The organism is Streptomyces sp. NPDC003032, from assembly GCF_053591415.1.
Map to the genome: position 1 here is coordinate 1 of NZ_JBSFTT010000008.1, position 18917 is coordinate 18917.

At 72.5% G+C, this 18917-nt stretch carries 16 protein-coding genes; 7 read left to right on the forward strand and 9 right to left on the reverse strand.

The genetic code is table 11. The features are described 5' to 3' along the window. The 5 genes from ACWDZ7_RS13315 to ACWDZ7_RS13335 form a co-directional block, all read left to right on the forward strand. Window positions 1-100, forward strand: a 100-nt coding sequence (locus ACWDZ7_RS13315) for a 2-oxo acid dehydrogenase subunit E2 (protein WP_359649864.1), incomplete at its 5' end; no start/stop codon positions are given. A gap of 257 nt (window positions 101-357) precedes the next feature. Continuing rightward, window positions 358-2181: an AMP-dependent synthetase/ligase gene (locus tag ACWDZ7_RS13320; RefSeq protein WP_451796800.1), complete on the forward strand. Its 1824-nt coding sequence runs from the start codon at window positions 358-360 to the stop codon at window positions 2179-2181. A 77-nt stretch (window positions 2182-2258) separates the two neighbouring features. Then, window positions 2259-3518, forward strand: a complete 1260-nt coding sequence (locus ACWDZ7_RS13325; protein ID WP_451796801.1) for an ABC transporter substrate-binding protein — start codon at window positions 2259-2261, stop codon at window positions 3516-3518. A gap of 12 nt (window positions 3519-3530) precedes the next feature. Continuing rightward, window positions 3531-6254 carry an ABC transporter permease subunit gene (locus ACWDZ7_RS13330; RefSeq protein WP_451796802.1) on the forward strand — a complete coding sequence of 908 codons (2724 nt, stop codon included), beginning with the start codon at window positions 3531-3533 and terminating at the stop codon, window positions 6252-6254. Further along, window positions 6251-7027, forward strand: a complete 777-nt coding sequence (locus tag ACWDZ7_RS13335; protein WP_451796803.1) for an ABC transporter ATP-binding protein — start codon at window positions 6251-6253, stop codon at window positions 7025-7027. The genes ACWDZ7_RS13330 and ACWDZ7_RS13335 overlap by 4 nt, the downstream gene beginning before the upstream one ends. On the opposite strand, the gene ACWDZ7_RS13340 is transcribed toward ACWDZ7_RS13335, so the two are convergent. The 6 genes from ACWDZ7_RS13340 to pqqA are packed head-to-tail and all read right to left on the reverse strand — an operon-like array spanning window position 7024 to window position 11385. Beyond that, a complete protein-coding gene (locus ACWDZ7_RS13340; RefSeq protein ID WP_451796804.1) occupies window positions 7024-8112 on the reverse strand; it encodes a PQQ-dependent sugar dehydrogenase in 1089 nt (362 codons plus the stop codon). The two genes, ACWDZ7_RS13335 and ACWDZ7_RS13340, sit on opposite strands and share 4 nt — an antisense overlap. Window positions 8113-8168: 56 nt before the next feature. After that, window positions 8169-9278: a pyrroloquinoline quinone biosynthesis protein PqqE gene (gene pqqE, locus ACWDZ7_RS13345; protein ID WP_451796805.1), complete on the reverse strand. Its 1110-nt coding sequence runs from the start codon at window positions 9276-9278 to the stop codon at window positions 8169-8171. Continuing rightward, window positions 9275-9583, reverse strand: coding sequence for a pyrroloquinoline quinone biosynthesis peptide chaperone PqqD (pqqD, locus tag ACWDZ7_RS13350; protein ID WP_451796806.1), 309 nt, complete (start codon window positions 9581-9583; stop codon window positions 9275-9277). Before pqqD ends, pqqE begins: the two co-directional genes overlap by 4 nt. Continuing rightward, the gene (gene pqqC / locus ACWDZ7_RS13355; protein WP_451796807.1) at window positions 9580-10305 is read right to left on the reverse strand and encodes a pyrroloquinoline-quinone synthase PqqC; all 726 of its coding nucleotides are present in this window, start codon (window positions 10303-10305) and stop codon (window positions 9580-9582) included. Before pqqC ends, pqqD begins: the two co-directional genes overlap by 4 nt. Continuing rightward, on the reverse strand, window positions 10302-11210 hold the full coding sequence (gene pqqB, locus ACWDZ7_RS13360; protein ID WP_451796808.1) for a pyrroloquinoline quinone biosynthesis protein PqqB: 909 nt from the start codon (window positions 11208-11210) through the stop codon (window positions 10302-10304). Before pqqB ends, pqqC begins: the two co-directional genes overlap by 4 nt. Window positions 11211-11220: 10 nt before the next feature. Further along, window positions 11221-11385, reverse strand: a complete 165-nt coding sequence (gene pqqA / locus ACWDZ7_RS13365; RefSeq protein WP_451796809.1) for a pyrroloquinoline quinone precursor peptide PqqA — start codon at window positions 11383-11385, stop codon at window positions 11221-11223. Window positions 11386-11622: 237 nt separating this feature from the next. Between pqqA and ACWDZ7_RS13370 the strand changes: the two genes are divergently transcribed. Beyond that, on the forward strand, window positions 11623-12495 hold the full coding sequence (locus ACWDZ7_RS13370) for an aldo/keto reductase (protein ID WP_451796810.1): 873 nt from the start codon (window positions 11623-11625) through the stop codon (window positions 12493-12495). A gap of 48 nt (window positions 12496-12543) precedes the next feature. On the opposite strand, the gene ACWDZ7_RS13375 is transcribed toward ACWDZ7_RS13370, so the two are convergent. Genes ACWDZ7_RS13375 through ACWDZ7_RS13385 form a run of 3 tightly spaced genes read right to left on the reverse strand, consistent with a single transcriptional unit; the run spans window position 12544 to window position 17195 of the window. After that, on the reverse strand, window positions 12544-12834 hold the full coding sequence (locus ACWDZ7_RS13375) for a hypothetical protein (RefSeq protein WP_451796811.1): 291 nt from the start codon (window positions 12832-12834) through the stop codon (window positions 12544-12546). Window positions 12835-12842: 8 nt separating this feature from the next. Continuing rightward, window positions 12843-13238 (reverse strand): CU044_2847 family protein, encoded by a 396-nt coding sequence (locus ACWDZ7_RS13380; protein WP_451796812.1) that lies wholly within the window; start codon window positions 13236-13238, stop codon window positions 12843-12845. A 57-nt stretch (window positions 13239-13295) separates the two neighbouring features. Continuing rightward, window positions 13296-17195, reverse strand: coding sequence for an nSTAND1 domain-containing NTPase (locus ACWDZ7_RS13385; RefSeq protein WP_451796813.1), 3900 nt, complete (start codon window positions 17193-17195; stop codon window positions 13296-13298). Window positions 17196-17250: 55 nt separating this feature from the next. Between ACWDZ7_RS13385 and ACWDZ7_RS13390 the strand changes: the two genes are divergently transcribed. After that, window positions 17251-18909: a glycosyltransferase family 39 protein gene (locus ACWDZ7_RS13390; protein ID WP_451796814.1), complete on the forward strand. Its 1659-nt coding sequence runs from the start codon at window positions 17251-17253 to the stop codon at window positions 18907-18909. Window positions 18910-18917: the final 8 nt, after the last annotated feature.

An 18917-nucleotide genomic window follows, 5' to 3' on the forward strand; every position in this document is an offset into this window, starting at 1 on the left:
CGACCACCGCCTGGTGGACGGCGCCGACGCCGCCCGCTACCTCACCGCCGTCAAGGCGATCCTGGAGGCCGGCGAGTTCGAGGTCGAGCTCGGCCCGTAGAGCGGTCGCTGAAGGAACAGCTCCCATCCCGGAAGAGGTTGGCGCATGTCTGCACACCGCGTACAGATTCGGTGGAGATTACGCCACCGAAACTTACTCCAGCGTAAGTAGTTCTGTCCGGCCCTTCCCCTTGTGGCCGTATTTCCACCGGCTGACCAGCGCTGATGGTCCATACCGCCGTCGCATCGGCCCTCTCCCGGAGGGGCGCGGCGTGGGGTACGGTCACGGCGCTGTGCGGAGCGCCACAAGGAGCATCATTGCGCGAGTTCACGAACCCTCCGATGGCGTCGGCGCCACTGGTGGGCGGCCTTGCCGACGCCGTTTTCGACCATGCCCTCGAGGACCCGACGCGCATCGCACTCGGCCGCAAGACCGACGGGCGGTGGCACGACGTCAGCGCGGGCGAGTTCCGTGACGAGGTGCTGGCTCTGGCGAAGGGCCTGATCGCGCAGGGCGTACGGTTCGGTGACCGCGTCGCCATCATGTCCCGCACCCGCTACGAGTGGACGCTCTTCGACTTCGCGCTGTGGACCATCGGCGCCCAGGTCGTGCCGGTCTATCCGACCTCCTCGGCCGACCAGGTCTTCTGGATGCTGCACGACGCGCGGGTCAGCGCCGCGATGGTCGAGCACGAGGACCACGCGATGACGATCGGCTCGGTCATCGACCGTCTGCCGCAGCTGCGCCGGCTGTGGCAGCTGGACGCCGACGCCGTGAGCGAACTGACCCGCGCGGGGCAGGAGATCGACGACGAGGTGGTGCAGCGCCACCGCCGCGCCGTCACCCCGGACTCGATCGCCACGATCATCTACACCTCCGGCACCACGGGCCGGCCCAAGGGCTGTCTGATCTCCCACGAGAACTTCATGTTCGAGGCGGATGTGATGGTCGCCCGCTGGGAGCCGGTCTTCCACTCCAAGCGCGGCGACGAGGCCACCACGCTGCTGTTCCTGCCGCTGGCGCACGTCTTCGGCCGCATGGTGCAGGTCGCGGCGGTGCGCGGCCGCGTGAAGATGGGGCACCAGCCGAACCTCAACGCGGCGGCACTGCTGCCGGACCTGGCCGCGTTCCGGCCCTCGTTCATCCTGGCCGTGCCCTACATCTTCGAGAAGGTCTTCAACGCGGCGCGGCGCAAGGCGGAGAAGGAGGGCAGGGCGGGCCCGTTCGACAAGGCCGTCGAGTGCGCGGTGCGGTACGCGGACGCGGTGGAGGCCAAGGCCCTCGGGTCGGGGCCCGGCCCGTCGGCGGGGCTGCGCATGCAGCACCAGCTCTTCGACAAGCTCGTCTACTCCAAGGTGCGCGAGGCGATGGGCGGCCGGGTGCGGCACGCGATGTCGGGCGGCTCGGGCATGGACCGGCGGCTGGGCCTGTTCTTCGCGGGCGCGGGCGTGACGATCTACGAGGGGTACGGGCTGACCGAGTCGACGGCCGCCGCGACCGCCAATCCGCCCGAGCGCACCCGCTACGGCACGGTCGGCCAGCCGATCCCGGGGACGACGGTGCACATCGCCGAGGACGGTGAGATCTGGCTGCGCGGTGGCAACATCTTCCAGGGCTACCTCAACGACCCGGGGGCCACCGACGCGACGCTGCGCGACGGCTGGCTCGCCACCGGCGACCTGGGCTCGCTCGACGAGGACGGCTATCTGACGATCACCGGGCGCAAGAAGGAGATCCTGGTGACCTCCGGCGGCAAGAGCGTCTCGCCGGCCCAACTGGAGGAGCGGGTGCGTGACCATCCGCTGGTCGCGCAGTGCATCGTCGTCGGCAACGACCGTCCCTACATCGCGGCGCTCGTCACACTGGACGCGGAGGCCGTGGAGCACTGGTTCACCATGCGCCGCAAGCCGCTTCTTCCCGCCGGTGAGCTGGTGCGGGATCCGGATCTGGAGACGGAGGTCCGGCGGGCCGTCGTCGCCGCGAACACGCTTGTCTCCCAGGCGGAGTCCATTCGTACGTTCCGGATCCTGGCGCATCAGTTCTCCGAGGAGCAGGGGCTGCTCACGCCCTCGCTCAAGCTCAAGCGGAAGGCCATCGAGGACGCCTACTCGGCCGAGGTCGAGGCGCTGTATCGGGTCTGACACGGGTGCGCTGGTTATTGACGGTTCGTCAGGTCCCGCACAGAATCAGCCCCACTCCGACGTCAGGGGGCTCGACCGTGTCGCGATCGATCCGCATCATCAGTGCCACCACCGTGGCGGCCCTGCTGCTCGTCACCGGCTGCAACTCCGCCTCCAGCAGCGGAGGTTCGGGCGAGGACGGGAGTGGTTCCGTACGTGGAGTCACCGACGACTCCATCAAGGTGGGCGGCATCGTCTCCATGACGACCGCCAGCGGCTACAGCAAGAAGGACACCGATCTCGGCGCCGAGGCCCGCTTCGACCGCGCCAACGCCGAAGGCGGTGTGCACGGGCGGAAGATCGACTACCTGGGCGCGCGGGACGACGGGCAGGACCCCGGCAAGAACCTCGCCGCGGCCCGCGAACTCGTCCAGCGGGACAAGGTGTTCGCGGTCGTGCCGATGAGCTCGGTCACCTTTTCCGGCGCCGACTTCCTGCAGAAGCAGAAGGTCCCCACGTTCGGCTGGGGCACCATCCCGCCCTTCTGCGGCCCCAGTCACCTGTACGGCTTCGGCGGCTGCATGGTGCCGATGCCCGGCGGCACCATCACACAGAGCTGGCCGGAGGGCCTGAAGAAGGTCATGGGCGGCTCGAAGGGCAGGACCGTGGCGATCCTCGCCAACGACAACGACGCGGGCACCTTCGCCATCCGCACCTACAAGCAGAGCTTCGCCGCCGCCGGCTACAAGGTGACGTACGCCAAGTCGACCGTCCCCGCCACCTCCGTGCCCAGCGACTGGTCGGCGTACACCAAGGAGATCCTGCGCTCCGACGGCGGGAAGGCGCCGGACGCGGTCGTCTCCGTGATGCAGACCCCGTACAACATCGGCCTGTTCACGGCCCTCAAGCGCACCGGCTTCAAGGGTCTCCTCACCGACCCCACCGACTACGATCCCGGCCTGCTCGCCAAGAGAGCGACGCGTAAGGCCCTCGACGGCGTGCATGTCCTGCTGACCTTCCAGCCGTTCGAACAGGACAGCGCCGACATGCGGCGGTTCAAGGCGGACATCAGGAGGACGGCGGGCAAGGGCGTACCGCTCAACATGCACATGATGACCGGCTACATGTCCGCCGACCTCTTCCTCGCCATCGCCGGGAAGGCGGGCGAGGACCTGACCGTCGACTCCTTCCAGCGGGCGGCGGACGGCTACTCCGACACCGGCACCCTGGTCGGCGACCGCAGCTGGCCCAAGGGGCGGAAGGAGTCGTTCGGGTGCGGCGCGCTCGTCCACCTCAAGGACGGCGCGTACGAGGTGTCGGCGCCGTTCAAGTGCTACGAACCCATCCCCTTCACATAAGGGCGGGCCGCCATGTCGGACCTGCTGGGATTCGTGCTGAGCGGACTCGTCTCGGGCGCGCTGTACGCCCTCCTCGCGACGGGGCTCGTCCTGTCCTACTCCGCCTCCGGGCTCTTCAACTTCGCACACGGCGCCACCGCCTACCTCTGCGCGCTCGCCTTCCACGAACTGCACTCCGGCTTCGGCTGGCCCGCCGTGCCGACCGCGCTCCTCCTGGTCTGCGTCGTCGCCCCCGCGCTCGGCTGGGGGCTCGACCGGGTGATGTTCCGCAAACTGGCGCGGGTCGGCGAGACCGCGCAGATCGTCGCGACGATCGGCCTGCTCGTCGCGCTGCCCGCGCTCGGCCTGTGGGTGGTGGAGCTGCTGGCGGACGCGGGGGCCTCGGTGGTGCCGGCCGAGAACCAGTTCGGCCTGCCCGGCGTCGGGCCCAGCCCCGCGGAGTCCTGGCAGCTGATGGACGGTGTCGGCGTCGACTCCGACCAGCTGATCACCTGGGCCGCCACGGCGGTGGTCGCCGTCGGCCTCTGGATCCTGATGCGGCACACCCCGCTCGGGCTCAGGCTGCGGGCCGCCGTCGACAACCGTTCGCTCGTGGAGCTGCGCGGCATGAGCGCGGACCGCCTCTCCTCGGTGGCGTGGATGCTGTCGTCGGGCCTGGCGGGCCTCGCGGGCGTCCTCGCGACACCCCTGCTCGGCCTCTCCTCGCACGACTTCACCCTCTTCCTCTTCGTCTCGGCGACGGCGGCCGTGCTCGGGCGCTTCCTGTCGATCCCGCTGGCCTTCGCGGGCGGGCTCGGGCTCGGCGTGCTGCAGAACCTCGTCGCCGGATATGCCGACTTCGCCGAGAAGATCACCGGCTTCCGTACGGCCGTACCCTTCCTGATCCTGTTCGCCGGGCTGCTCCTGCTGACGCGGCGACAGCGGACGGCGGGCACGGCCGCGGTGGACGCGCCGCCGGTCGACTACCTCGCCGGCCGGTCATGGGCGCGCAGATGGGCGCCCTGGGCGGTGGCGGCGGCCCTGCTGGCCCTCTCCTTCTATACGGTGACCACCCCCTTCTGGAGCGGCATCCTCGCGCAGGGCCTCGCCATTTCCCTCGTCTTCATCTCCTTCACCGTGGTGACGGGCCTCGGCGCGATGGTGTCGCTGGCGCAGGCCACCTTCGTGACGGGCGCCGCGCTGGTGGCCGGGCTGCTGGTGAGCCACGGGTGGCCGTTCGCCGGGGCGGCGCTGGCCGGGACGTGCGCGGCGGCGCTGCTCGGCGCCCTCGTGGCGCTGCCCGCGCTGCGGCTCGGCGGGCGCTCCCTGGCCCTCGCGACCCTTGCCCTCGCCTTCCTCGCCGATCAGGTCCTCTTCCAGATGGGGTGGCTGCGCAACGGCGACACGGGCTGGGAGATCCCCCGGCCCGTCCTCGGCCCCGTCGACCTCTCGGACGACCGCGCCATGGGCGTCGCCATGGTCGTCCTCGTCACGGCGGCGGTCGCCGCGCTCGGCGCGCTGCGGAACTCGCCGTCGGGGCGGGCCATGCTGGCGGTGCGGTCCGCTCCGGCGGCGGCCATGGCGTCAGGCGTGTCCGTGGTACGCACGAAGCTGCTCCTGTTCACCCTCTCCGCCGGGCTCGCGGGCTTCGGCGGAGTGATGTACGCGTCGTACAACACCCGCGTCACCGCCACCGACTTCACCGCGATGACCGGCCTGATCTGGCTGGCGGTGGTGGTCGCGGCGGGCGTGCGGCGGGCGCAGTTCGCGGTGGTGGCGGGGCTCGTCTTCGCGATCGTGCCGCATCTGGTGGCGGAGTACGTGACGGAGTCCACGCAGCTGCCGGTGATCCTCTTCGGCCTCGCGGGGCTGGCGCTCGCCAACGACCCGGACGGGTACTGCGCGGCGGTGTCCGTGCGGGTTCGTCGCAGGAGGATGCGTGCCAGGGGCTCCGCCGCCCGGCCACCCGATATCGCCCTTCGGGCTCGCCCTCGATCGCCGGACGGGCTCCATACTGGGACTCCCGGCACCGCCCTCTCCCTGCACGGGCTGCACGCCGGATATGACGGCGCCCCGGTCCTGCACGGAGTGGACCTCGCCGTCCACCCCGGCGAGATCGTCGCCCTGCTCGGTCCCAACGGTGCAGGGAAGTCCACGACGTGCCGCGCCGCGGCCGGGCTGATCCGGCCCACGGCGGGCCGGGTGTACGTGGCGGGGCGCGACGCCACCCACGAAGGCGCCGTCCACCGCTCGCGGTCCGGGGTGCTCCTCGCCCCCGAGGGCCGGGGCATCTTCCCCTCGCTCACCATCGAGGAGAACCTCGCCCTGCGCCTGCCGGACCGGGACGCCCGCGACGCCGTCTACGAACGGTTCGCCGGTCTCGCCGCACGCCGCAAGGTCGCCGCGGGCTCGCTGTCCGGCGGCGAGCAGCAGCTGCTCGCGCTCGCACCGCTCCTCCAGCGCCCGCCGAGGGTACTGATCGCCGACGAGCCGTCGCTCGGTCTCGCGCCGCGCGTCGTCGACGACGTGTTCCGTCTCCTCGTGGAACTCCGGGGCAGTGGCGTGGGGTTGCTGCTCGTGGAGGAGAAGGCGGCGGAGATCCTCGGGGTCGCCGACACGGTGGCGTATCTGGCGCAGGGGCGTGTCTCCTGGTGCGGCCCGCGTTCCGAGGTGCGGGCGGACCGGCTCACGGAGGCGTATCTGGGCATGGCGGCGGGCGGGGAGAGACCCGAGGAAGCGGGGCGGCGGTCACCATGAAGGAACATGCGCTCGAAGCCGTGGGTGCCGGCGTCCGCTTCGGCGGTGTCCGCGCCCTCGACGGGGTGGACCTGGCCGTCCGCCCCGGCGAGATCTGCGGGCTCATCGGGCCCAACGGGGCGGGAAAGACGACCCTGTTCGACGTCCTGTCCGGCATCCGCAGGCCCGACCGGGGCCGGGTGCTGCTCGGCGGCACCGACATCACCCGCCGCTCGCCGGTATGGCGCGCCCGCCACGGGATGCGCCGCACCTTCCAGCGGCAGCAGCTCTTCGGTCAGCTCACCGTCGCCGACAATCTGGTCGTCGCGCAGGAGTGGCGGGGCGGGGGCGGCGGATTCGTGGCCGACCTGCTGGCCTCGCCGACCCGGCGCGCGTACGAGGTCAGACGGCGCGAACGGGCCGCCGCCGTGCTGCGCGAGTGCGGCCTCGACGCGCTCGCCGGGCAGTACGCGGGGGCCCTGCCGGTCGGGCGGGCCCGGATGGTGGAGCTGGCGCGGGCGGTCGCGGACCCGCCCGCGGTGCTGCTCCTGGACGAGCCCGCCGCCGGAATGACAGAGGACGAAATCGGTCATCTGACATCCGTCATCCGTCATCTCGCGGATGAACAGGGCTGTGCGGTACTCCTCGTCGAGCACAACGTCGCGTTCGTCATGGAGCTCTGCGCCCGCGTCGTCGTGCTCGACCTGGGCCGCGTACTCGCCGAGGGCACGGCGTCGGAGGTACGCGCCGACCCGAAGGTGCGGGACGCCTACCTCGGGACCGCTCCCGCCTAGCCGATCGGCACGCGGAAGATCCTGTCCGAGCCGGCGGGCTGCCCGCCGTTGGCGTCGGCGTTGGTGGTGGAGAGCCACAGCTCCTTGGCGCCGGGCACAGCGGTGACGGAGCGCAGACGGCCGAGTTGGCCGACGTAGTACGCCTTCGCCGTCCCGACGTCCTCGTTGTCGGCGCTGATCGGTATGCGCCACAGGCGCTGGCCCCTCATCGCCGCCACGTAGACCGCGCCGTCGACGATCGCGACCCCGCTCGGGGACGCCTCGGCGACGTTCCAGGTCTTCTTGGGGTTGGTCATGCCCGGGACGCCGCAGACGCCTTCGCACGTCGGCCAGCCGTAGTTCTCGCCCGCTTTGACGAGGTTGAGCTCGTCCTTCCTGTTCTCTCCCAACTCGGCCTCCCAGAGCCGCCCTTGGGCGTCGAAGGCGATGCCCTGCGGGTTGCGGTGCCCCATGCTGTAGACGTGGGTGCCGAAGGGGTTGCCTGGCGCGGGCCCGCCGTCCTTCGTCAGGCGCAGGATCTTGCCGTTGAGGGAGTTCTTGTCCTGCGCGAGGGGCTTGTCCTGGGCGTCGCCGGTGGTGGCGTAGAGGTAGCCGTCGGGGCCGAAGGCCAGGCGTCCGCCGTTGTGGTACCTGTTCTTCTTGATGCCCTTGAGCAGCGGTTTGTAGCCGGACAGGGTCGTGCCGTCGTACGTCATACGGGCGATGCGGTTGCCCTCGGTCGAGGTGTGCATCACGTACACGTAGTGATTGGCCGCCCAGTCGGGGTCGACGGCTACGCCCATCACCCCGCCCTCGCCGCCGGTGGTCTGCGACTCGGGGACGGTGCCGAGCCGCTGCTTCTCCTTGCCGTCCTTCGAGACCCGCCACACGCGGAAGTCGTCGCGTTCGGTGACCAGGGCGGCCGAACCGTCGGGCAGCCAGGAGGTGCCCCAGGGGATGGTCCAGCCGGTGGAGATGGGGGTGGCCGCACCGGGCTCCCCGGATCCACCGGGTCCACCGGGTTCACCGGGTTCACCGGCAAAAGCGAGTGAGGCCGCGGTGACGGCGCCTGCGGCGGCCAGAGCGGTGAAGAGAGTTCTTGCCACGATGCCGGTTCTCCATCTCTGTCGAGTCGAGGGGTGGGAGGGCGTGGCGCGCGGGGTTACGGCACGTCGGCGCGGTAGACGTAAGCGGGCGGCTCACCGCCACGGGCGTGGCCGACCGCGTCGACCAGGGCGCGGACCACCCCGTGGTCGGGCGAGCGGTGGCAGGCGGGGTCGGTGCGGGTGGCGTCGCCGGTCAGGGCGTACGCCTGGCAGCGGCAGCCCCCGAAGTCGGCCGTACGCAGCTCGCAGCCGCGGCAGGGATCGCTCATCCACGCCTCGCCGCGGTAGCGGTTGAAGGCGTCGGACTCCCGCCAGATCCAGCCGAGTCGGTGATCGCGGACGTTCGGGGCGGCCGGGCCGAGGAGTTCGGCGGCGGCGGGGCAGGGCAGTACCGTGCCGTCGGGGGCGACGGTGAGCGACACCGCGCCCCAGCCGCCCATGCAGGGCTTGGCGACGCCGTCGACGTAGTCGGGCGCCACCCACACCAGTTCCATGCGCCCTGCGAGCCGCTCCCGCCACCGCTCGACGCGTTCGCGGGCCCGGGCCACCTGGGCGCGGTCCGGCAGCAGGGCGTCGCGGTTGCGCAGCGCCCAGCCGTAGAACTGCGTGTTGGCCAGCTCGACGCGGTCGGCGCCCCAGCTGAGGCCGAGTTCCACGAGGCCGTCGAGTGCGTCGAGGTTGGCGCGGTGCAGGACGGCGTTGAGACCGAGCGGCAGCCCCGCCGCCCGCACGAGACGCGCCGCCCGCTCCTTCGCGGTGAACGCCCGCGCACCCGCGATGCGCCCCGCGGCCTGCGGATCGGCGTGCTGCACGGAGAGCTGGACGCTGCGCAGCCCCGCGTCGAGGAGACGGCCGAGCCGCTCGCGGTGCAGGCCGACGCCGCTGGTCACGAGCTGCGTGTGGATTCCCGCGGCGTCGGCGGCGGCGACGATCTCCGTGAGATCGCGGCGCAGCAGCGGCTCACCGCCGGACAGATGGGTCTGCACGACGCCGAGATCGGCGGCCTGACGCAGTACGTCCCCCCATTGCGCGCCCGTCAACTCTTCTGCGCGCGCCGTGAGTTGGGTGGGGTTGGAACAGTAGGCGCAGCGCAGGGGGCAGCCGTGGGTGAGTTCGGCGAGGAGGGCCCAGGGTGGGTCGGGGGCGAGGTCGGGGGCGGGGGTCATCGCAGCCATCCCTCCGCCCTCAACCGCCCGAGAAAAGCTGGCACTTCCTTGCCGACGGGCGCATCAGGATGCCGACGCGCCAGCTCCGCGACGATCGCGGCGACATCGCGCTCGCCGTCACACAGGCCCACGATGCCGCCGGCGGCGCCCCGCAGAACGACGACGCGCTCAGGCAGTACCAGGAGGTCTACGCCGCGCACCCGGTCGTGGCGGAGCAGTACGGAGCGGGCGAGCGCGGGGCGCCATGTGTCACGTACGGCATCACGCACGACAGCGTCACGTACGACGGCGTCGTGGGCGGTCATGTCGGGCCTCCGGCCCCGAGGTCGACGGCGTCGAGCAGTGACCACAGCACGTCGCATTTGAACGCGAGGGCGGCGACGGCCCGCTCCTGTTCCTCGCGGGTGCGCGCCCACGCGAGGACGAGGCCGAGCGCCTCGCGCCCGTCGCGGCCGCCCTGCCCGACGCGCGTGCGGAAGTAGGCCAGGCCGTCCGCGTCGATCCACGGGTAGTGCTTCTCGAAGGCGGCGATCCTGGTCCGCATCAGATCGGGCGCGGAGAGTTCGGTGAGGGACGCGGCGACGGCGTCGAGGGCGGGGCTGAGCCGGCAGAAGTTGACGTACCCGTCGACGGCGAGCCGAACGCCGGGCAACACCCGTCCCCGGTCGAGGAGTTGTGTCCTGTCGATGCCGGCCGCTTCGCCGAGCCGCAGCCAGCGTTCGATGCCGCCCGTGCCGTCCCGTTCCCCGTCGTGGTCCTGGATTCTGCGCAGCCAGCCGCGGCGGAGGGCGGGGTCGTCGAACTTGGCGAGGATCAGGGCGTCCTTGACGGGGATGTGCCGCTGGTAGTGGAACCGGTTGGCGATCCAGCGGTGCAGCTCGTCGCGGGTGAGGGTGCCTTCGTGCATGCGTACGTTGAAGGGGTGCCGGTCGTGGTAGCGGTCGGCGGAGACGGCGCGCAGCCGTTCGGTGAGTTCGTCGGGGTTCCAGGGGCGCGCTTGCGCCATGGGGACCGTGGTCGTCGTCACAGCGCGATCTCCATCCCCTCGGCGGCGACTTCCAGGCCCCACTCGGCGAGGTGTTTGTGCTGGTCGGCGTGGGGGTCGCCGAGGGGGTTGGTGTTGTTGAGGTGGGTGTAGAGGCAGCGGCCGGGGAGCTGGGCCAGGCGGCGTGCGGTTCCGGTGGGGCCGGCGATGGGGAGGTGTCCCATCGCGGTGGCGGTGCGGGTGGAGAATCCGGCGCGCGACGGTTCGTCGTCGTCCCAGAAGGTGCCGTCGACGATGACGCAGTCGGCGTCCTGGGCGGCCGCGTGGAAGGCGTCGCTCCAGACGGCGAGGGCCGGGGCGTAGAGGGCGGTCCGGCCGGTGGCGGGGTCGGTCAGGCGCAGCGCGACCGACCAGGTGCCGGCGTCGGGGCCGGTTCCGGCGGCGTACCGCGGGCGCTTGGCGGAAACGGGTACGGCGGCTACGTGGATCCCGGCGCCACCGTGCAGGCGCAGCCCGGGATCGGTGGTGAGTTCCTGCCACCGTACGCGGGTGTAGGGCTCCAGGAGGGCGTCGAGCCGCAGACCTGCGCGGACCGCGTCGCGTACGGGCGAGGTGGCGATGATGTCGACGCCGTCGCGGGCCTCGCGCAGCCGGGTGAGGCCGAGGGTGTGGTCGAGTTCGGCGTCGGTGAGGACGATCCCGGCGACGGGGGTGTGCCGCGGGTCGGATCCCGCGCCGGGGTGGAGTGCGGGGGCGGCTTCGATCTGGTCGCCGAGGTCGGGGGTGGCGTTGACGAGGTACCAGTGGTTGTCGCCCGTGCGGACGGCGAGGGCGGCGTGCCGGCGGCGGCGTTCCGGGTGGGCGCGCGCCCCGGTGCAGCCGGGGCACGCGCAGTTCCACTGGGGCAGCCCGCCGCCCGCCGCGGTGCCGAGCACCTGCAGCAGCATGGCGACGGGTCTACCGGTCGGCGAGGCGGTAGGCGGTGACTTCGAGGGCGGTGTCGACGACGGCGTACGTGGGGGTCTGCCAGCCGCTGGCCTCCTCGGCGGAGTCCGGCTGGGCCGGGGCGTGCGCCGCCTCGGGGGCGGGCGCGATCGTGGGCGAGGGCATGGAGGTGGGCATGACGCTGCCTTCCTGAAGAGGTGGGGGTTTCAGGACGTTTCAGGTTCAGGACGCGGATACTTGTAGTGTTCACATGAGTGTTCCGCGTTCAGTGCCGTGTCCTAGAGTTGCGGCATGACGGAACACCGTCAATGGTCCGGACCGTTCTGGCCTCCGTGTCGCCGGGATATCCGGCCAAATGGCGGTCGGGAACGCGGCGCAGGCCCAGGAATGCGGCGCGGCCCCTGATCGTTGACCATGGGAGTACCACCCGACGACTTAAAGGATCGAGAGCTCGTGAGCAAGGTCCCCCCGATCATCCTGAACAACGGCGTCGAGATGCCCCAGCTCGGTTACGGCGTCTGGCAGGTGCCGGACGACGAGGCCGAGGCGGCCGTCACGACGGCCCTGGAGGCCGGGTACCGCAGTATCGACACCGCGGCGATCTACGGCAACGAAGAGGGCACGGGCAAGGCCATCGCCGCCTCGGGCGTGGCCCGCGAGGAGCTGTTCGTCACGACGAAGCTCTGGAACGGCGACCATGGCCACGACTCGGCGCTGCGCGCCTTCGACACCTCGCTGGAGAGGCTGGGTCTCGACTATGTGGACCTGTACCTGATCCACTGGCCGCTGCCGTCCAAGGACGCCTACGTCGACACGTACAAGGCCTTCGAGAAGATCCAGGCCGATGGCCGCGCCAAGTCCATCGGCGTGTCGAACTTCCTGCCTGAGCACCTGGAGCGGCTGATCTCCGAGACGTCGGTCATCCCCGCCGTCAACCAGATCGAGCTGCACCCGCACCTCCAGCAGCGCGCCGCCCGCGAGTTCCACGCCGAGCAGGGCATCACCACCGAGGCGTGGTCGCCGCTGGGCCAGGGCAAGGGGCTCCTGGAGGTTCCGGCGATCATCGCGATCGCGCAGAAGCACGGGCGCACGCCCGCGCAGGTGGTTCTGCGCTGGCACATCCAGCTCGGCAACGTCGTGATCCCGAAGTCCGTGACGCCGTCGCGGATCAAGGAGAACATCGACGTCTTCGGCTTCGCGCTGGACCCCGAGGACGTGGCGGCGATCTCCGCCCTCAACGAGGACCGTCGCCTCGGCCCGGACCCGGCGACGTTCGACGAGGCGTAAGCCCCTGAGCCCGCGTCGTTCCGGCCCGCCCGCGCCGGCCCTCCGGGGTCAGCGCAGGCGGGCCAACCGCGCTGCGACGGACCGGAGTCCCGGATGCTCGGACGCGCTCCGTCCCTCGCGCGGGCGCAGCAGATCGAGTGGCGCGAACACGCACGGCGACACCGGCACCGGGACCGGCACCGACAGCGGCTTGGTCAGCTCGACGCCGGGCAGCGTCACGCGGACCTCGCTCAGCCCTTCGACGACGTGGGCACAGGTGATCAGCCGCGCGCCGTCGACCAGGACGCCCGCGCCTCGGGGTACGCCGTCGACCGTGCCGATGCGGGCACGCCAGTGCATGCCCGCCGTTATTCGCCTTGCGCGTCCTGCCGTGCCGACGACGCTTGCGCCGGTACGTCCGCCGGTGGCGCGCCCTGCGCCGGAGCCGCGCGCGACCAGGTCAGCCGGACGGTCAGATGCCCCTCGGTCGCCGTCTTGGCGATGACGGCACCGGCGGCGGCGGTGAGCTTGACGCCGAATTCCAGCTCGATCGCGTCGGGGTCGAGCGCGCCCTCCCGAAAGGTCCGCAGCGCGGACAGCGCGGCACCGCGCACATGCCCCAACGCCGACTCGAACCGCCCCTCGACCTCATGCACCTCACCGCCGTCCCCGCGCCGCGACACCGACCGGAACCCAGGGTCACTGGAGTCCACCTCGACCACGACGGGGCCCTGGTCGGACTCCCAGCGCATCAACTCACTCACGTACGGCTTCCCTTCCGGCCTTGATCGGTGTTACCGCCCGCCGCCTGAAAGGTAACGTCAACAGGTCTCCCGGTAAGCGGTGTTCGGCAGATACGTGTGCCACGCCTCGCGCCCGAGTCCGCCCCGCACCCGTTCACATACGTCCCGGGCGGCGCGGCCCGGGTCGACGAGGAGGCGGCGGCTCGCGATGTGCGGCGTGGCGACGCGCACCTCGTTTCCGGCGAAGCCGACGGCGAGGACCGGCCCGTCCGCCGCCGGGTACGCGGCGCCCGCGAGGCGGGGCGTCTCCGTCTCCCAGACACGGACGGTGCCGTCGGCGGCGCCGGCCGCGAGGTGGCGGCCGTCGGCGGAGAAGGCCAGGACGGGTACGGCGCCGTCGTCGCCCGCGTCCCAGGAGCCGGCGGCGAGCACGCCGAGGGCGCGGGTGCCGCGAGCGTTCCAGAGGGTGATCCGGCCGTCGTCGTCGGCGGCAGCGAGATGGCGGCCGTCGGGGCTGAAGGCCACGGCGACCACATCGTCCTCGCCCCGCAGCACCCGCGATGAGCGTCCCGTCCGCACGTCGACGAGGACGCCGTCCCCCGTGAGGAGGGTCCGTCCGTCGGGCGCCAAGGCGTTGGCCAACCCGGCGGTGGGCCGGTGCAGGGCGCGCATGCGCTCTCCCGTACGTTCTCCCCTGCGCTCTCCCGTGGGCTCTCCCGTGCGTTCTCCCCGCCTGCCCCTGCCCACCTTCCAGACCTCGACCTGCCAGTCATCGTTGTCCCGCGCGGTGACCGGCGCCCCCGAGAGGACGACGGGGCCTTCGTCGGAGGCGGGGACGGGGACGGGGACGGCCATGCTCTGCGTCAGCACCGGCACGGTGGCGGCCCGCCCCACATCCCTCCCCCGCGTGAGGCTCCACTGCCGCACGGTCGTTCCACGGTCGTCACCCGCCCCGTACACGAGCCTGCCACCGTCCTTGGAGAACGCCATGCCGCCCGCGCAGTCCGCGCACACGCTGCCCGGCAGCCAGTCGCTCACCCCGCCTCCGCGTGCCCTCCGCAGCTGGAAGCGCCGGCCGTCGCCGCGCCGCTGCGTGGCGGCGAGGGTGCGCCCGTCCGGGCTGAACCGTGCGGACCCGAGCGGCTGCTCCAGTCGCTCGGCCGACAGCGCCTCGCGTACGTCGAGCGTGCGTACGGTCTGTCCGGCCTGGTAACGGATCACACCGTCGGCCGCGTCGACGCGGGCGTCGGTGGCGCTGTCGTTGTCCAGGGGGTGGGTGAGCAGGGGGGCGGCAGGGGACGCGGTCGCCCACAGCGCGATCTTCCCGTCCGCCATCGTGACGGCGAGGGCGCCGTCCTCGCTGAAGTCCACGTGTACGTCCACGTCCACGTCTACGTAGGCACTGGCACCGGCACCCGCACCCGCACCCGCACCCGCACCCGCACCCGCACCCGGCAGTTTGATGCGGGGTCGCTCCCGTCCCGGCTCCAGCTCCCGGGTCCGGATGCCGCCCTCGGCCGCGACGGCCAGCCCACGGCTGTCCGGGGTGAACGCGAACCCGTCGCTTCCACAGGCCTGTCTGCCGAACCGCTTGGACCAGGTGACGGGCAGCCGCCGCCCGCCGGCCACCTCCTCCACGATCAGCCCGCCACCGTCCTCCGCGCAGGTCGCGAGAAGCCGGTCGTCCGGGCTCACCCGAGGGAACGGCCCTTCTTCGTGGCGTGCGCCGGTCTCATGGAGCAGTCGCCGCCTCCGCACGTCCCAGACCTGTACGACGGTGTGCCCGCGCCCCCTCTGACGGATGACGAACGTCCGCCCACCGGGCCCGAACCGCCCGTCCGCATCCCACCGCCCGGCCGCCCCGAACGCCTTTCCGACCGGTCGCCCCCGGCGCAGATCCCACACCACGAACCCGCGTCGCTCACCTCGGTACGCGATCATGTTCCCGTCATCGCTGACGTCCGTGTACCCGGTGTGGACGCCGGGCACCTCCCGCACGCCGATGCGGCGGCCACGGCGCAGATCCCACTGCGTGACGCGGTCCCGCGCCACGGCTGTCAGGACGCGGCCGTCGGCGCTGAGGACGCGTGGCGCGTTCGGGACATCGCCGCCATCCGCGCCGGAGAGCGCGGCCAGCTCCCGCTGCGCCGCCGCGCCGCGCACCGCCTCCCGTGTCTCCGGCAGGTCCGCGATCCGCCAGGCCGCCACGCTCAGCCGCATCGAGGTGACCGGATCCGATGTGCGCAGCGTCCGGGCGACCCCGACGATGCGACGCGCTTCCGCCTCGTCGCGCTTGCGCTGACCGTCGCGGTTCTGCTGCCAGGCGACGGCGCCGGCGACCGCCGCGAGGCAGAGCAGCACGGCGAGCGCGGACAGGAGGGCGCGGGTCCTGCGCACGGCGCGGCTTCGGGAACGTACGCCTTGCTCGTGCGCGTCGACGGATGCGTCGAGGAACTCCCGCTCCCCGAGCGTCAGTTCCCATCGCCCGGCCGAGGCGTGCCCGTCCGCCCCGGCGAAGGCCACCCTCGCCTGCGTCAGCCGCGTCCCCCGGTACAGCGCCCCGGGGTCCCGCCTCAGCTCCTCCCACCCGCGCGCCGCCTCCGTCAGCGCCCGGTGCAGCCGCAGCCGCTCCCGGTCCGCGTCGATCCAGCCGCGCAGCCGTGGCCACGCGGTGAGCAGCGCCTCGTGGGCGAGGTCGACCACCGTGCTGTCAACCGCTGTGCCGTCAATCGCCGCGTCGTCGACCGCCGCGCCGTCGACCGCCGCACCGTCAACCGTCAAGAGGCGGGCCGCGACGAGGCGTTCCAGAACCGCGTCGCAGCCGGCCGACAGCTCAGCCCGGTCGACGGGGCGTCGCGTGTCCTGCGTGCCGTCGCCCGGTGTCACCATCCGCAGCAGCAGCGACCGCGCCGTCGCGGCCTCCGTCTCGTCCAGGCGCCCGTACACGTCCTCGGCGGTGTGCGCGACGGCGCCGCGCACACCCCCGATCGCGTCGTACGCCGCTTCTGTCAGCGTCTTTCCGCTGCGCCGCCGCCACACCTCGCGCAGCGCGTGCGCCATGAGCGGCAGGCCGCCCGGCTCGCCGGCGCAGTCGGCGACGATCTTCGCGGTCAACGCCCGTTCCACGACGAGCCCTTCGGCCGCCGCCGGTCGCACGACGGCCTCGCGCAGCCGGTTCGGCGGCATCGGGCCGACGAGGAGGTTCGCGTCGCCGAGCGCTTCCGCGAGAGGGCCGTGCTCGGCGCAGCGGCCGTAGAAGTCGGCGCGTACGGCGAGGACGACCCGGAGGCGGCTCTCCGGTTCGCGTGCGGTGAGCAGAAGGGCGAGGAACGCGTCCCGTTCGTCCGCGTCGTGGCAGAGCGAGAAAACCTCCTCGAACTGGTCCACGACGAGAAGGGTGTCGGCGAGCCCGTCCGCCGGGGTGAACAGGTCGCGGTGCGTGCGGGCAGGGCGGGCGCCCGGTGTGAGGACGCGGATCGCGGCGGGCCGCGCGGGGCCCGCCGACTCCCGTAACGCCGGGATCAGTCCGGCGCGCAGCAGCGACGACTTGCCGCTGCCCGAGGCCCCGATCACCACCGCCACCCGCCGGCGCCCGATGAGGCCCGCCAGTTCGGCGACCAGGTCGTCGCGGCCGTGGAAGCGGGCCCGGTCGTCGGCGCCGAAGCGGGCGAGCCCGGGGTAGGGCGACTCCCCGTCGTCCGGGACGCGTACGGCGTCCTCCGCGACCGTCTCGTACCAGCGCCGCTCCCACGCGTCGGCATCGCCCTCGCAGACCGACACGTAGGCGCGCAACACGGGGAGGGAGGGCAGCCGGGTGCCCGCGGCGGCCGCGGAGAGGGTGGGCGCGGAGTAGGGGACGCGCTGCGCCATCGCGCGGTACGTGGGGCTGCCCGCGTCGACGCGGAGCTTGCGCAGGTCGTACGCGAAGCGCTGCACCGGGCCCGCCGTCGGCTCCAGCGGCTTCTCACGACGCCCCACCGCGCCCCGCCCCTCCCTCGCGTCCCCCCGCTCAAGGTCAGGGCCACGCTAGCAATTGATCGGCGCGCCGGAACAGGGCTGCCCATCAATCCCCGGCCCGCTGAACTCGGCCTTTCCGGCGCCCACCCAGTGGGCCCCGGAGCAGTCAGCCATTCGTTCCGCAGCGCACGCACGGGGAGCCACCATCGCCACCGAATCCGATCAGTACGTCGAGTCCGCCTCCTCCAATCCTCTCGGCGGGTCCACCCCGCCCGCCCCCTCGCGCAGCCGCCCGCGCTCCACCGTCGCGCCCGGTCTGCTCCTGACCCTGGCGCTCGGCTTCTGGGGGCTGCGCCGCCAGGGCAGCATGTGGCGGGACGAGGTGGTGACGTACGACGTCGCCCACCGCGCCCCGACCGACCTCTGGCAGACACTGGGGAACGCGGACGCCGTCCACGGCCTCTACTACCTGCTCATGCACGGGCTCTTCCGGCTCTCCCAGCTCTTCCGGCTCTTCCACGACGCCGACCCGCTGCTCGTACTGCGCGTCCCCTCGGTCCTCGCCATGGGAGCGGCGACTGTCGGCGTGGCACTGCTCGGGCGGCGACTCGCCGGGCCCCGGGCGGGGCTGCTCGCCGGGGTCGTCTTCGCGGTGCTGCCGTCGGTGCAGCGTCAGGCGCAGGAGGGGCGTTCGTACGCGATGGTGTGCGCGCTGGTCGTCTGGGCGACGTATCTCCTGGTGGTCGCGGTCCAGGCACCGCGCGGGCGGCGCGGGCGGCGTACGCGGCGGCTGTGGTGCGGTTACGGCGCGCTGATGCTGCTCGCCTGCCTCCTCCACGAGTTCGCGGTGTTCGCCCTGCCCGCGCACGCGGTGACGGTGCCTGGCGCGGCACGTCGGGCGTGGGCCGCGGCTGCCGGGGGCGTGGTCGTGGGAGTGGCTCCGCTGGTCGCGCTGAGTCAGCGGCAGCAGGCGCAAGTGGATTGGCTGCACTTCGACGCGGGCGCGTACGCCGGTGCCGCCGGGCTGTGCGCCCTCGGGGTGTGCTGTGCCGTATTGCACAGGATGTCGGCACCGGGTGAGGAGGGGCGGTGGCCCGCTCTCGTCCGCCCGGCCCTGGCCCTGCTCGTCGTACCCGTCTCGCTGCTCATGCTGCTCGCCCCGCTCAAGCCGCTGTTCACGGAGCGCTACGTCATGTACGGCATGGCCGGTGTCGCCCTTCTCGTCGGGGCGTTGCTCGACCGGGCCCTGTCCGGCGGCCGAGGGCTCGTCGCCGTGGCGGTGGTCACGGCCGGCGCGGCTCTCGCCGCGTTGTTTCCCGTCGCGCTGAACCTGCGTACGCCGGCGGGCCGTCTCGACGACTCCATCGCCGCCGCGCACGCCATCCGCGCCGTCGGTGGGGAGGGCGACGCCGTGGTGTACATGCCGCTGCGCCGCAGAGTGTGGTCCCTGGCCGCGCCCGGAGCCGTCCGGGAGCTGCGGGACATCGCCCTGGACCGGAGCCCGGTCGCCTCGGACACCCTGTACGGCACGGAGGTTCCCGCCGACGTCATCCGCGGTCGTATGCGCGCGGAGCCGCGGATCGTGCTCGTCACCGATCCCTCGGGCAGGACGGACGACCGGATCGAGCGGGAGACCGTCAAGTGGGACGTCATCACGAGCCGCTTCGAGAAGTGCCGGTCCTGGAGCGGCCAGGGCGCGCGCGTCACCCTCTACGCGCGCCCCGGCCGCTGCTGAGAGCCCTG

Excerpts from the sequence above, each read along its gene's own strand:
- pqqD (WP_451796806.1), bottom strand. The coding sequence starts at position 9,583 with ATGACCGCCCACGACGCCGTCGTACGTGACGCTGTCGTGCGTGATGCC.
- ACWDZ7_RS13335 (WP_451796803.1), top strand. The coding sequence starts at position 6,251 with ATGAAGGAACATGCGCTCGAAGCCGTGGGTGCCGGCGTCCGCTTCGGC.
- pqqE (WP_451796805.1), bottom strand. The coding sequence starts at position 9,278 with ATGACCCCCGCCCCCGACCTCGCCCCCGACCCACCCTGGGCCCTCCTC.
- pqqB (WP_451796808.1), bottom strand. The coding sequence starts at position 11,210 with ATGCTGCTGCAGGTGCTCGGCACCGCGGCGGGCGGCGGGCTGCCCCAG.
- ACWDZ7_RS13370 (WP_451796810.1), top strand. The coding sequence starts at position 11,623 with ATGGGAGTACCACCCGACGACTTAAAGGATCGAGAGCTCGTGAGCAAG.
- pqqA (WP_451796809.1), bottom strand. The coding sequence starts at position 11,385 with ATGCCCACCTCCATGCCCTCGCCCACGATCGCGCCCGCCCCCGAGGCG.
- ACWDZ7_RS13375 (WP_451796811.1), bottom strand. The coding sequence starts at position 12,834 with ATGCACTGGCGTGCCCGCATCGGCACGGTCGACGGCGTACCCCGAGGC.
- ACWDZ7_RS13330 (WP_451796802.1), top strand. The coding sequence starts at position 3,531 with ATGTCGGACCTGCTGGGATTCGTGCTGAGCGGACTCGTCTCGGGCGCG.